This window comes from Streptomyces sp. NPDC059718, from assembly GCF_042733315.1.
Lineage (GTDB): Bacteria > Actinomycetota > Actinomycetes > Streptomycetales > Streptomycetaceae > Actinacidiphila.
Genome location: NZ_JBHWGA010000010.1, coordinates 42,985 through 56,933 on the forward strand (window position 1 = coordinate 42,985; position 13,949 = coordinate 56,933).

Genomic DNA, 13,949 nt, shown 5'->3' on the forward strand with positions numbered 1-13,949 from the left:
GCGCGGACCGGAAGCCGGACGTCGGCCGGTCGCTCCGGTCCGCGACGGGGCTGAGCGCACGGCGGAGCAGGCGACTGCTGGACGCCGTGCCGCTCGTGGTCGTGGAGCAGACCTGGCTGGAGGCGGCCGAGGACGCCGCGCGGCTGCTCGAGGCGGCGGGCGCCGGTGCCCGGGTGCGCTGCACCTGGAGCGGGTGCGTCTTCGCCCCCGGCTCCGGGCCCGGCGACGAGCAGCCGTGCACACCTCCCGCCCGGTCGGCGTCAGGCTGCACGCCGGCACACCGCTTCCTCCGCGGCTGAACCGCTACACCGGGCTGCCCGCCACCCTGCCGGACAGCAGCGGCGCGTCGGTGGAGGGATCGGCTGACGGATCGGCGCCCCAGGCGGCGGCGCACAGGGCGCGGGAGAGTTCGTCGGCGTAGACGGCGGCGGCGAGCCAGGCGAGGGCGAAGCGGTCGGTGTCGGCGGGCAGAAGGCGGCCGAAGGGGTCGCGGCCGCGGTCGGACGCGGCGCGGTGGAGGTCTTCGAGGAGGTCCGCGGCGGTCGGGAGGGCGGCGCGGCGCAGGCGCCGGGCGTCGGGGGCGGAGCTCGTGGGGAGGGCGAGGACGCGGCGGCCGCCGGAGGCGGCCTGGTGGACGCGACGGAGCAGGAGGTGGACGGGGGCCTCGTCGGGCGCCGCGGACGGCGGGAGCGGGAGCGGGACCGGGGGTTCGGCGGCGGGGAGGTCGGCGGCGGGGAGGTCGGCGCGCTGCAGGCGGTCGAGGCCGGTGTCCACGCGGGCCTCGGGGTCGGCCGGATGGCTGGTGGCCAGCAGCAGCGCGCGCGGGTGCGGGGCCGGGTCGAGCCGGGCGATGACGCGCAGAGGGGTGCCCGGCGCGCCCGCGAGCAGCCGCAGGTTGTCGCGGTGGGGCAGCGCGGGATGGTCGTGCGCGGCGGCGAGCCGGAGCGTCAGGCCGTCGCATGCGGCGAGCAGGCAGTCGCCGCCGGCCTCGCGGACGGTGCCGATGAGGGTGACGTCGAGGAAGAGCAGGCCGTCGCCGGTGCTGAGGGCGCGCACGGCCTGTTCGGCGACGGGCACCCGCCACAGGCGGTCCAGGGGTTCGGCCGTCCAGGCGGCGCCGGGGGCCCGTACGGCGCGGACGGCGGCTCCCGCGCCGAGTCTGCCGGTGGGCGAGACCGTGGCACCGGACACGGCGAGGCCCGCGCGGGACAGTTCGCGGTGGCTGAGGGCGGTGTCGCCGATGCGCACGGCCCGGTCGGCGGCGCCCGTGGCGCGCCCGGGGCCGCCGGGCGCGACGTCGGAGACGGTGTAGAGGCGGCCGTCGGCGTCCGCCGTCCAGGTGACGGCGCCCGCGTAGCCGCTCGCGGTGAGGACGGGCTCGGAGAACAGCCCGTACAGCCGCAGCGAGCCGTCCGGGGTGTACGGCTGTCGCGCGGTGCCGCGCACCGCGGCCAGTTCGGGGCCGGTGGCGTACGGGACCCGGTGGGCGGTGCCGAGGAGTTCGCGGAGCGCGGCGGCCAGGTCGGCGAGGCGGTGCCCGGGGTCGGCGGCGCGGGCGGCGCGCAGCCGGGTGACGACGGAGACCGCCGCGGCGGCGGCGCGGGGCAGCCCGCTCAGCCGGGCGGAGTGCCCGGCCCGCAGCAGTTCGGCCTGGACGACGGCGCCGGAGCCGTCGATGCCCGCGTCGAGGACGGCGGCGCCCGCGGCGCGCAGGGCGTCGGCGGCGGCGTGTTGCTGCCGGGTGGCGGTCTCGGGCTCGGCTCCGGGCTCGGCTCCGGGCGCGGCTCCGGGCGCCGTTCCCCCGGCGGCTTGCGGCGGGGCTCCCTCGGCTGCCCGCCCGGGAGCCTCGGCGACGGGTGCGGCCGAGGCGGCGGCGGCGCGGTGCAGGCAGTCGGGCGCGAGCAGGCAGCCGCAGCGGACGTCCTCCGCCCGGGCCACCGTGCCGCCGGGAGCGTGCAGTTCGAGGTCGGTGTCGTCGTCCACGGCGATCCGCACGGTGTCGCCGTCGACGACGACCGGGCGGGCCGCGAGCTTGGCGACACCGGCGTCGAGGCGCTTGCGCAGCCGGGGCGAAAGCGCCCCGACGAGTTCCGCGGTCACGGCCGGTGCGACCGGGGGGAGTTGCTGGCTCATGTGATCTTCTCCCCTACCCAGCGGGCGAGTTCGAGGGGGCTGAGGGCGGCGACGGGCATACCGGCGGCGACGAGCTGCCCGGCGACGCCCGTGGAGTAACGGGGGCGCCCGGCGTCGTCCAGGCTGGCGCAGCCCAGGACGTGGCAGCCTGCCCCGACCAGGGCGCGGACCTCGGCCAGGAGGCCGCCGAGCGGATACCCCTCCTCGAAGTCGCTGACGACCACGACGAGGGTGCGCGAGGGCACGGTCACCAGTTCGCGGGCGTGCCGGAGCCCGGCGGCGATGTGGGTGCCGCCGCCTACGCTCACCTCCAGGAGGAGGGAGAGCGGGTCCGCCACGTGGTCGGTGAGGTCGATGACCTCGGTGGAGAACGCCAGGAAGTGCGTGGACAGGGTGGGCACCCCGGCCAGGACGGAGGCGGTGAGCGCGGCCCAGATCGTGGAGGCCTCCATGGACCCCGACACGTCGGTCACCAGGATCAGCCTCCAGTCCGCGGCCCGCTGGGCCCGGGCGCGGAACACCGGCCGCTCCGGGATCACCTGGACGGTGCCGTCGGGACCGCGGCGTGCGGTGGCCAGGTTGGCGCGCAGCGTGCGGGCCAGGTCGAGGCCGCCCCCGGGGCGCCGGCTGGGGCGCGGGAGCGCGGTGCCGTGCAGCGCCGGGCGCAGCCGTGTGGCGAGTTGGCGGGTGAGGGCCTCGACCAGGCGCCGTACGAGGGGGCGCAGCGTGGCCAGCCGGGCCTCCGGCAGCCCGCCCGCGTGCCGCAGGACGGTGCGCAGCAGGTCGACGGAGGGGCGCACGCTGTCGGGGTCGAGTTCGGCCACCACGTCCTTGCGGCCGGACGCGGCGGCGGCCGCCAGCACCTCCTCGCGGATGCCGGGCCCGAACAGGGCCGCCAGTTCCTCGGACCACTCGCGCACCCCGGGGTAGGGCGCCTCGCGGCCACCCCGGTCGCCGCCGGCCCTGCCGTGCCCGCCGAGGTCGCCGCGGCTGCCCTCGCCCCGGCCGTTGCCGTACAGCTCGTCCAGCGCGGTGGCCAGGGCCCCGGCGGAAGGCGGCAGCCGGTCACCTCGCCGGCCCAGCACGAGGCGCCACCGGTCGGCGGGCGCGAGGGTGCGGGCCGCGGCAGCGGGGGCTTCGCCCGGTGCGCCGGGGCTGGTGGCGGGCCGCGGCGTGCCCGGCGACGCCGGGCCGGTGAGGCCCGCACCGTCGGCTGCCGCGTCTGCGGGTCCACCCTCGCGGGTGGCCGCGTCGCCGCGAACGGCCGCGCCGGGGGTGGTGGCACCGTGCGGTGGACCCGGCGACGCCGTGGCGGCGGGCCCGGCCTCGCGGACAGCCGCATCGGGGGCCTGTTCGTGCGTGGCGCCCGGCTCCGCGGGGAGTGCCGCTGCCGTGGCGGCCGTTGCTGCTGCCTCGGGCGTCTCGTGCGAGAGCAGGCCGAGCCGGTCCAGGGTCGCGCGGGCGGCGAGGTCGGCGCGGGTCCAGGTGGCGAGGGCGACGGGGTCGACGCCCGCGGTGTCGGCGATGCCGTCGGCGTCCAGACGTTCCTCGACGGCCGAAAGGAGACGGTCGCGGGCGGCCGGGCTGAGGGTGTCGAAGCCGCCGCGCAGGGCCGGGAGCCGTGACAAAAAGGCCTGGTCGGGAAGGTCGCGGACGCGGTCGAGCAGCGGTTCCAGGGCGGGGGCGGCCGCCTCGAGCAGCGGGCCGGCCGCCGTCAGCAGCCCGGTCAGCCGGGCGGTGAGGGCGGCACGGGAGTCGGGGTCGCCGGCGGCGTCGACCCAGGAGGCGACGCGGGCGCCGAGGCTCTCGGGTGCCTCGTGGCCGAGGAGGACCCGGACGGCACCCGCCGCCCCGCGCATCAGCGGGGAGCCGTCCGCGGCGAGCCGCGCGAGGGCGTCGGTGAGCCGCACGCCGCCCAGCAGGTCTGCGCGGTGGGCGAGTTCGAGCAGCGCGTGTGCGTCGGCGGGGTCCTCGGACCCGGTCAGGCCGTCGACCTGACGGACCGCCGCCGCGGTGAGCAGCACGGCGACGGCGGTGGCGCGGGCGGTGCGGGCCTCGTCGGCGCCGAGGCCGGCGATGTGGCCGGCCCGGACGCGGTCCAGCAGGGCGAGTCCCGCGAGGAGTTCGGGGAGGGTGCCGGAGGCGGGGAGCACGTCGGCGGTCTCGGCCAGGCGTTCCCCGGCGAGCCCGGGCAGCCCGCACTCCGCGGCCCGGGCCAGTCCGGCGAGGGTCTGCGCCGCGGTGGGACCGCCCTCGTCCGTCTCCTGGCGGCGGCGTTCGCGCAGCACGCCTTCGGCGGCCTGGGCGGCGGTGACGCCACGGACCGCGGCCGCCGTGAGCATGGCCGCGGTGGCGGGTGTCCAGCGGACCTCCCAGCGGGTGGTGAGGCCCTCGGTGCCGGCCGCTCCCGTGACGTCCTTCGGCTCGGCGTAGGGCACGCCGCACACCGACAGTCTGCGCAGCAGGAGTTCGCGGCGGCGGTCGAGATCGGAGCGGAGCGGATCCAGGCGCAGGTCCCGTGCCTCGGCCGGGGCGCCGGAGTCCGGGCCGGGTGCGGGCAGACCCAGTGCGGCCAGTTCCGCCTCGACTGCGGGGGCCAGGCCGCTGCGGGGCGCGTGCGGTGCGGGGCGTCCGCCGCGGGTGCCGACCAGCACCCGTTCCATCGCGCGCGCCACGGCCCGTCCGCGGCCGTACGGCTCGCCCTGGGCCAGCACAGTCTGCACCGCCTCCACGAGTTCCCCGCGGCCGGCCGCGGGCAGCCCGCGCAGCCGGGCGAGGTCACCGGCGAGCCGGCTGATCTCGCGCGCGTCGGCCGGGCCCGACGGGTGGCCCTGGGCGCGCAGTTCGGCGCAGATGCGGACGGCGGCGCGGGTGAGCGCCTCGTCGAGGGCGGCGGGGTCGCCGGCCGCCTCCAGCACCATGTGCTGCCACTCGGGGTCGCGGATGCCCGCCGGGTAGCCGGAGCGTTCGTCCAGCAGCGGGTACGCGTACGGGATCAGGGAGGTCGTCCACATCGTGCCGCCCTCGGGTACCGGCGGTGCGTCCGGGCCTTCCACGGGGGCGGTGCCCGCCGGCCACGCGTCGGCCGGGACCAGGGCGGGTGCGTGGAAGGCGCCGACGACGACGGCCGCGCGGCGGCCGTCCGCGGTGGCCTCGGCGATGCGGGCCCGCATCCACTGCTCGCGGCGCAGGTCGAGTACGGGGACGCCCGCGCCCTCGGCGGCGTCCCGGCGCAGGGCCCATCCCGTCAGGAGGGCGGCTCGGCGGAGCGCTTCAGGTGGTGAGCCCGGGGCGGAGGCCTCGACGAGGCGGTCCCACAGGTCGTCGCCGGGGCGGCCGGTGAGCCGGGCGCGCAGGGCCCCCTGCAGCCCGGGGCCGGAGTCGCCCGGCGCGGCCGTCGTACGTCCGGCGTCCCAGGCGCGGTCGGCGAGCGGCAGGTCGCAGGCGACGACGGGGACGCCGCTGCGCGCCGCCCAGCGGACGGCGGCGAGTTCGGGCGAGAAGTCGGCGAAGGGGTAGAAGGCGGGACCGCCGCCCCCGTGGCCAGGGGCGGCGGCGAGGGCGACGGGAGCCCGGGTGTCCTCGTGGGCGAGCCAGGGCAGCCACTCCTGCATCTCGCCGGGGAGTTCGACGAGCAGCACGTCGGGCTTGGCCCCGTCGAGCAGGGCGGGCAGCGCGGCCGCCAGCGACGGGGCGTGGTGCCGTACGCCGACGAGGTAGGGCGCCGCCGGGTCGGTGAGGACCGTGACGGCCTCGTCCGGGGTGAGGGACACGGGCTCAGCCTTCCAGGACGGCGCGCAGCTCCCACAGGGTGCGCCAGGTCGGGGAGCCCTGCTCGGCGCGGCGCCGCACCGGGCCGTCCCAGTAGCCGAGCAGCCGGGCGGCGTCGGCCGGGTCGTCCTTGCGCACGACGCCGAGGAGGTGGCCGGGCAGCAGGCCGAGCACGTCCCGGTCGCCGGGGAAGTACGCCGCGGCCAGGCCCAGCGCGCCGGCGACCGCGACGGCCTCCGCGGTGCTCATGACCGTGGAGGGCCGTTCGACCTCCCAGCCTTCGGCGGAGCGGCCCTCGCGCAGGTCGCGGAAGGCGGTGACGAGGGCTTCCAGGACGGCGTCGTCGACCTCGTAGGGGGCGCCGGCCCGTTCGACGGCGGCGCGGGACTGGCTGCGCACGAGCGCCGTCTCGGCGTCGAGGTCGCCGATGGGTCCGACGGTCTCGAAGTTGAAGCGCCGCTTGAGGGCGGCGGACATCTCGGAGACGCCCTTGTCGCGGAGGTTGGCGGTGGCGATCAGGTTGAAGCCGGGCGCCGCGTGCGCCAGGGCGTCGTCGCCGCCCGCGAGTTCGGGGACGGCGATGCGGCGTTCGGAGAGCAGGGAGACCAGGGCGTCCTGCACCTCGGGCAGGCAGCGGGTGACCTCCTCGACGCGGGCGATGGCGCCGCGCGACATGGCGGTGAGCACGGGTGAGGGGACGAGCGCCTGCCGGCTCGGGCCCTGGGCGAGCAGCAGGGCGTAGTTCCAGCCGTACTTGAGCTGGTCCTCGGTGGTGCCGGCGGTGCCCTGGACGACGAGCCCGCTGGTGCCGCAGATCGCGGCCGACAGCAGCTCGGAGAGCATCGACTTGGCGGTGCCGGGCTCGCCGACGAGGAGCAGGCCGCGTTCCCCGGCGAGGGTGACGACGCACCGCTCCACCAGGGCGCGGTCGCCGACGAACTTCCCCTCGACGACGAGGCGGCGCGGTACGTCCTCGGGGACCTCGGCGTCGTCGGGCAGGCGCAGGGCCCGGCCGCCGCTGCCCATCACGAAGGTGACGACGGCACGTGGGGTGAGCCGCCAGGCGGGCGGACGTGGTCCGCCGTCGTGGGCGGCGAGGAAGGCGAGTTCGGTGGCGTACCGGTCCTCGGGCGGGGTGATCTGCCGCGCGACGGGGGCGGGGGCGGTGGTGGTCATCGGCGGCGGCCCTTCCGGGTGGCACGGGTGGTGAGTTCTTCGAAGCCGGGGGCGTCGCCTGCGCGGACGCGTTCCCAGGCGCGGGCGAACAGCTCGGGCACGGGCAGCAGCGGCACGACGCGGGCGTGGTCGCGGACCGGGTAGAGGCCTTCCTTCCAGGTCTCCACGGGAAGGGCGGGCGCCTTGAGGTCGCGCCAGCCGCAGGGCAGGAAGAGGGTGCGGCCGGCTCGGGGGCGCTTGGCCTCGACGACGAGGCCGGTCGCGGCCAGTTCGGCGCGGGCCTTCTTCATTCGGGCGGGCTTCCAGTCCGTCCAGCGGGCGCAGTTGCGGTCCGTGGGGTCGGGCAGGGCGAGCAGCTGGAGGTAGAGCGCGGCGGCGTCCTCGCCCAGGCCGTGGGCCGCGGCGACCTCGGTGACCAGGGCGGGCACGGAGACCGTGGGGTCCTGGGCGTGACCGGCGGGTGCGCCGGGTTCACCGCCCGCCGCGACGGCGCGGGCGAGTTCGCCGCCGAGCACGGCGCGCAGCGCCTGGATGCCGCCGCCCCGGATGCCGACGAGGCCCTCGACGAGACCGAGGACGGGGTCCTCGGACCCGGTCAGCCCGGCCGGGCGGACGAGGACCGTCTCGGTGTCGCCGTACCAGGGTCGGAGCACGAGCGCGTCGCCCGCGTGGGTCAGGCCGTGCGCGTCGGCGCCGCCGGCGGCGGGCAGCCCGTACGCCGTGCGGATCTGGACGGCGGTGGGGCCGCCCTTCTCCGTCCAGGCGATGTCGAGGTCGACCAGCAGGCCCGGGTCGGCGAACCGGCGCCGCAGCGCCGCCAGGCCCTCGGGGAGGGCGGCGCGCAGCGGATGTCCGTACGGCAGTCCGTAGGCGAGCCCGGCGAGCACGGCGACGGCACCGGTGATGTCGTGCCGTCCGGGCAGGGCCGCGGGGTCGGCGGGGACGAGGTTGCCGTCCTTGTCGGGGCGTTGCACGGTGGTGCGGCTCAGCCAGGGCGTCAGCGCGGGGTTGAGCACGGCCTCGGCGGACGCGGTGGTGACTCCGGCGAGTTCGGCGGCGACGTCCTCCGGCAGGCGGACGACGGCGCCGAGGCGCTGCCCCCACACCCGGCCGGCGGCGGCGGTGTCGGGGCCGCTGCCCCACAGGTCGGCGGGGTCGTCGGGCAGCAGGGCCCCGAGGACGGCCGCGTGATCGCCCTCGGAGAGGGAGCTGAGCAGGCCCTCGCCGAGGCCCTTCTGGCGTGCCTTCAGGTCGATGCGGGCGAGGGCTTCGGCGTCCGGGTCCTGCGGCCGCCCGGCGAGCAGCAGGGTCGCCTGGACGGGGCCGAGGCCGCCGCCGGTCGCCGCAGCGAGCGCGGCGGGGGCGTCGGGGCGCCAGGGCGCGGGGCCCTTGTCGCGGATGAGGCGGGTGACGGCGGTGAGCCGCTCGGCGGGGAAGACCGGCGTACGGTCCGTCTCGTCCTCCAGGGTGAAGTGGGCGACGGCGCCGAACACCCCGGTGGGGTCGTGGTCGAGGGCGAGCCAGTGGACGCGGTCGCGGTCGCCGTCGACGCTCTGGCAGCCGAGGATCACGACGGTGCGGCCGTCCTTGCGCAGGACCTGGCCCGCGCGCCGCTGCTTCCCGTGCTTCTCCACGAGGACGATCTCGCGGAGTCCGCTCCCTGGCACCGCCAGCGGGCCCTCGGTGATCGCGTCGAAGAGCAGCAGGAGGGCCTCGCGTGCGGCCTGCGTGACGGCGGGCGACGCCGCCCGGTAGGCGAGCGGCCGCAGCACGGACAGGGCGGGCAGCCACCCCAGACCCATGCCGGGGACGGTGTGTTCGTCGCTGTGCCAGCCGTCACCCGGGTCGCCCAGTTCCGCCCGGTCCGGCAGCGGCTTGCCCTCGGCCTCCTTGCCGGACAGGACGTGGTTGACCGCCCGGATCTGCTGCAGGGCGCTCCACTGGGGGGTGCCGCTCCACCAGTGGCCACGTCGGCCCGCGATGCCGTCCAGGGCGGTGCGCAGGGTGCCGTCGTCACCGTGCAGCGGCTTGTGGTCGGCGAACATGTCCTGGGTGCGCCGCAGCGACTGCCGCGGCTTGTCGGTGGGCGGGACGACGAAGGAGGCGACGGACTCGGCGTGGCGCAGCGTGCCCCGGACGAGGGCGGTGACGCCGATGAGCAGCCGCTCGTCCGTGAGGGCCGGAAGGGCGGCGGCGACGGCGGACCTCGCGACGGTCTCCGCGGACGGACCGGTGTACTTCTTCGTCCTGTTCACCTCGGCCTGGTGCTCCGCCAGGGCGTGGGCGGCGACGCGCAGCGTTTCGGCGGCCTGCTCGTCGGTGAGGGCGCGGAGCACCGCGGAGGCCCCTTCGTCACGGGGGCGCAGGGCGTGCCAGTACGCGAGCGGCGGTACGTAGCGGGTGCCGGCGGCGAACTCGCCGCCCTGCTCGGTGAACGCCACGCTGCCCAGTTCGTCGTCGCAGGTGACGTCGCCCGCCGCGTACAGCGACACCTTCTGGTGGGTGAGCGCGACGACGGGCTCGGCCCCGCCGGGGAGCCGCAGCGCGCCGAGCGGTACGCGGCGTGCCCACCCCTGCTTACGGGTGGGGAGGGCGACGGTGCGGCCGTCCGGGGTGCCGGCGACGGTGCGGGACCCGCCGCCCTCGCCCTCGACGCGGACCCAGCGGCCGAGGACGGTGCCGTCGGTGCCGAAGGGGCTCCGCTCGAGCCCGGGTTGCAGCGGCAGGACCTCGCAGTCCTCCTGGCTGAGCCGTGCGCCGTCGAGGATGCCGGAGCGGAGGAAGGCGGGCAGCGAGGCGCGTCCGTGGGTGCCGGAGGCCGGGTCGTACTCCATCCACACCTCGTGGCGGCCCTGCTTGCCCTGGCGCCAGAGCGCGGTGCCGTCGCCGAGTACGGGGCGGCCGGCCGGCAGCACGGTGTCTCCGGCGTGCAGGGTGCGGCCTCCGGTGGCGCGGCCGCCGCCGGGCAGCGGGATCGACGGGGCGGCGACGTGGCCGTGCCACCAGTGCGGGAGCTGTTCGCCGCCGAGGGTGAACACCTCGGCGGGCCGGGCGGACCAGTAGCCGAGCTGCTTGTCGTCCTGCCGCCACATGACGAGGAGTTCGCCGTCGGCCCAGCGGAAGTGGGGGCGGTGCCAGCGGTCGAGTTCGACGGGGATGCGCAGGTCGTGGTCGAGCAGCACCTTGTCGGGCCCGACGACGACGGCCTTGTCCCCGCGGGCGAGGATCAGTGCGGGCCAGGCCTCGGCGACGGCCAGGGTGTGGTCCTTGTTCTTGGCGACCGCGGCGTCGAGCAGGCGCAGGCCCTCGTCGAGGGCGGGCCACCCCAGTTCGTCGAGGATGCCCTCGCGCAGCGTGCGGCCGAGCAGCGGCGCGATCTCCTGCGCGGCGACCCGGCCCACGGCCTGCGGGTTGACCCGGGCCGCGACGGAACGGAACGGGCGCAGCCGGCTGATCGCGCTGCGGGCGGCGGGCAGGCCCGCGGCACGGGTGAACTGCGCGGCGGCCTCCTCCAGCCATGCGCGCAGGACGTCGCCGAGCACCGGGTGGCCGGCCAGGGCCTCCAGCACGCCGGACAGTCCGCGGTCCTCGCCGAGGCTGCCGACGGCCTTGTGCAGCAGGCGGCGCAGGCGCGGGTCGGCACCGGTGGCGACGAGGTCGCGGCGTGCCGGGTCGGCGGTCTCCAGCCAGCGGTGGAGCGGCAGGTGCACGGTCACGTCCTCGGCGGGGACGGTCAGCGGCACGCGCTCGGCGGCGCACAGGTCGAGCAGGTCGAGCTCGGCGCCGTGGTGCCAGCGGCCGGTGAAGAGGTCGACGGGCCTGCCGTCGGCCCGCAGCCGGGGCGCCATGCGGCTGACGAGGTCGAGGGTGGCCGCGGAGCGTTCGGGGGCGCCGGAGCCGTGCTTGCGGTGGCTCGCCCAGCGGCTGAGCCAGTCGGCCGCGTCGACGGCCCGCGAGGCCTCCCCCGCCTCGCCGGTGAGCAGGGTGTCGGCACCGGTCTCGACGAGCAGGGCGAGCCAGAACTCGTCGCCCTCGGCGTCGCGGCCGAGTCCGGCCGGCATGATCTCCAGCAGCCGTGCCCGGACGGCGGGTTCGCGCTCGGCGAGGACGGCGAGGGTGGCGCGGTAGGCGGTCCAGAAGGAGCCGGGCGCACGGACGACGGCGGGCGAGGCGACGAGGTCCGCGACGAGGGCGCACTCCTCGGTGACCCGGTTGAGGCCCGCTGCCTTGATCAGGCTGCGGGCGTCCTGCGGCAGGGACGCGTACGGGGGCATCCCGGCGGCGCAGCGCTCCACCGTCAGCTGCCGGAACTGCCGCCAGGCCTCGCCTGGGTCCAGGCGCCGTGCGAGGTCCTTGACGTGCTCCTTGAGGGCCTTGACGGTGAGGGCGCCGGCGAAGGCGAACTCCAGGAAGACGGCGCGCTGGCGGTCCTCGTCGACGGCGAGGCCGTGGACGCGCTCGGCGGCACGGGCCTTGCCGAAGAAGGCGGCGGCGTACGTGGTGTTCTCGTGCTGGAGGAAGACGCGCGCCGCCTGCTCGTGGAAGGTGGGCAGGAAGTGCGGTACCGCGCGGCCCAGACGCTCGGCGAGCGCGTCGAAACCGTCCTTGGCCGCGCCGGCGCGGGACTTGGCCATCCGGGCGAGCCGCTCGACGTCCTTGACCAGGGCGAGCGCGTGGTGGCCGTTGGCCGGGTCGTTGACCAGGGCCCAGGCGGGGAACCCGAGGGTCTCCCGGCGGACCTGGCCGACCTCGGGGGCCTCGTCCTCACGGCTCAGACCGAGGAAGTCCAGGGCCAGGTCCTCGGCCTCACCGAGGGTGCCGGGCACGAGCCGGACGACGCGCCGGTCGTCCAGCACGGGGTGGGTGTAGGTGCGGACGGTGAGGATGTCGGCGTCCTCGCGCGTGCTGGTGCCGGGCGGCAGCACGGCGCCCGCGTCGAGCAGCGCGGCCGTGGTGGTGGGGTCGTACGTGCTCATGCCGCCTGCTCCTCGTCCTCGATGTCGCGTCCCGCGTAGAGCGCGGCCGCCATGCGCATGCCCTCCGACCAGGCGACGGCGCCGACCTGGGAGAACGTCAGGGTCTTCCCGGCGGTGTCGGTCCAGGACAGGGACCCGGTCTCGGTCTCGCTCCAGCCGTCGTAGTCGCCGATCCAGATGCGGGCCTCGACGGCGCGGCCGTCCTCCAGAACGGGGCAGACGGAGTGCCCGCCGCGCACGCGGTAGCCGAGGGAGGTGGCGCGGCCGTGCAGGAAGCGCAGCTCCTTGAAGGTGCCGCCCGCGTACTCCTCGACGAGCGTGCCCTCGGGGTCGAGCCCGGCGGGCCGCTGCCACACCTCGCGGAAGAGCTGCTGCGCCTTCTGCTCCACGCCCAGCTCGACGGCGAACTCCCGCAGCTCCTCCAGGTCGTCGAGGAGCACGGGGTGCGGGATGCGGACCATGTCCGGGGCGATGCGCACGGTGTCGCCGTCGAGGTCGACCAGGCCGAGGCCGCGCTCGGTGTCGGCGTCCCGCAGGAAACCGGCGACCTGACCGTCCTCCCCGGTGACGACGAGGTCCCGCAGGGCCGCCCGCCACGCCGGGTCGGGCCACACGCGGCCGATCACGGCGAGGGGCACCGGCAGCGAACGCACCATCCAGCGCTCGACGTCGGCCAGGCACTGGCGTTCGTGCCGTTCCAGCCATTCGGCGAGCTGTCGCAGTCCCGTCACCGCCGGGTCGTCCGCCAGTTTGGCCGGCACCGACTTCAGCCGGCGGCCGGTCGCGTTGCGGCACACGACCTTCCCTTCGTCGAGGGCGACTTCGTAGTCGCCCGCCGTGACCCACCCCATGCGTGCCTCCCTGCAACGCCGTGATCAAGTGACCGGAACACTAGGCGAGGCCACTGACAACGCCCCCGTCACCCTGTTGACAAGACGCCGGGCCGCAACCGGAACGAGGCGGCGGCAGACGTCGGCGGGGGCCGTGCCGGGCAGTCGGCGAGGGCGGGCCTACACTCCGCACCATGACCACCGTGACTGCCGCCGTCGTGAGGGACCTGGCGCCGACGGGCGTCCTGCGGGCGTCGATCAACCTGGGCAACCCGGTGCTGGCGCACGGCACCGCGCAGTCCCCCGGCGGCGTCACCGTCGACATCGCGCGCAAGGTGGGCGCCCGGCTGGACGTGCCGGTGGAACCGGTCTGCTTCGACGCGGCACGCAAGTCGTTCGAGGCCATGGCGTCGGGTCGGGCCGACATCTGCTTCCTGGCGGTCGAGCCCGCCCGGGAGGCGGAGGTCGCCTTCACCGCGCCGTACGTGGTGATCGAGGGGGTGTTCGCCGTGCCCCGCGGCTCGCAGGTCGGCGCGGTGGACGAGGTGGACCGCGCGGGTGTCCGGATCGGCGTGAAGCGCGGTTCCGCCTACGACCTCTTCCTGTCGCGCACGCTGCGCCACGCCACCGTCGTCCGCGGGGACGAGGGGGTGGACGTCTTCCGCGCCGAGGGCCTGGAGGTCGCGGCCGGGATCGGGCAGCCGATGGCCGGGTACGTCGCTCGGCACCCCGACCTCCGCCTCGTCGAGGGCGCGTTCATGCAGATCCGGCAGGCCGTCGGCACGACGGTGGACCGGCTGCCGGAGTCCGTCGCCTTCCTCCGCGAGGTCGTCGAGGAGCTGAAGGCGGACGGGTTCGTCGCCCGAGCCTTGCTCCGGGCCGGGCAGTCCGGCACGCTGGTCGCCCCGCCCGCCTGACGGGAGCCCTTCGGCGCGATCCGTCCCCGTGCGTCGCACGACACCCCGCGACGGCACGCGAGTTGACGGTGTGACGATTCGCCACCCCTGCACGGGCTTGGCGATCTCCGGTAACGGGGATCATCGCAAGAGCACACAAGGGGGAT

Annotated in this window: 7 protein-coding genes; 2 read left to right on the forward strand and 5 right to left on the reverse strand. The window is 77.0% G+C overall.

What is annotated here, in order from left to right; genetic code table 11:
* Positions 1-86: 86 nt before the first annotated feature.
* Positions 87-299 carry a hypothetical protein gene (locus ACFV3E_RS13840; protein WP_500534894.1) on the forward strand — a complete coding sequence of 71 codons (213 nt, stop codon included), beginning with the start codon at positions 87-89 and terminating at the stop codon, positions 297-299.
* A 4-nt stretch (positions 300-303) separates the two neighbouring features.
* On the opposite strand, the gene ACFV3E_RS13845 is transcribed toward ACFV3E_RS13840, so the two are convergent.
* Genes ACFV3E_RS13845 through ACFV3E_RS13865 form a run of 5 tightly spaced genes read right to left on the reverse strand, consistent with a single transcriptional unit; the run spans position 304 to position 12,907 of the window.
* Entirely contained in the window at positions 304-2,133 is a 1,830-nt protein-coding gene (locus ACFV3E_RS13845; RefSeq protein WP_500534895.1) for a hypothetical protein, read from the reverse strand.
* Complete coding sequence (locus ACFV3E_RS13850; protein WP_500534896.1) at positions 2,130-5,906, reverse strand: DUF5682 family protein; 3,777 nt, start codon at positions 5,904-5,906, stop codon at positions 2,130-2,132. Before ACFV3E_RS13850 ends, ACFV3E_RS13845 begins: the two co-directional genes overlap by 4 nt.
* A 4-nt stretch (positions 5,907-5,910) precedes the next feature.
* Positions 5,911-7,080 carry an ATP-binding protein gene (locus ACFV3E_RS13855; RefSeq protein WP_500534897.1) on the reverse strand — a complete coding sequence of 390 codons (1,170 nt, stop codon included), beginning with the start codon at positions 7,078-7,080 and terminating at the stop codon, positions 5,911-5,913.
* Positions 7,077-12,056, reverse strand: a complete 4,980-nt coding sequence (locus tag ACFV3E_RS13860) for a hypothetical protein (RefSeq protein ID WP_500534898.1) — start codon at positions 12,054-12,056, stop codon at positions 7,077-7,079. The genes ACFV3E_RS13855 and ACFV3E_RS13860 overlap by 4 nt, the downstream gene beginning before the upstream one ends.
* On the reverse strand, positions 12,053-12,907 hold the full coding sequence (locus tag ACFV3E_RS13865) for a DUF4132 domain-containing protein (protein ID WP_500534899.1): 855 nt from the start codon (positions 12,905-12,907) through the stop codon (positions 12,053-12,055). Before ACFV3E_RS13865 ends, ACFV3E_RS13860 begins: the two co-directional genes overlap by 4 nt.
* 173 nt (positions 12,908-13,080) lie before the next feature.
* Between ACFV3E_RS13865 and ACFV3E_RS13870 the strand changes: the two genes are divergently transcribed.
* Positions 13,081-13,803 carry a transporter substrate-binding domain-containing protein gene (locus ACFV3E_RS13870; RefSeq protein WP_500534900.1) on the forward strand — a complete coding sequence of 241 codons (723 nt, stop codon included), beginning with the start codon at positions 13,081-13,083 and terminating at the stop codon, positions 13,801-13,803.
* Positions 13,804-13,949: the final 146 nt, after the last annotated feature.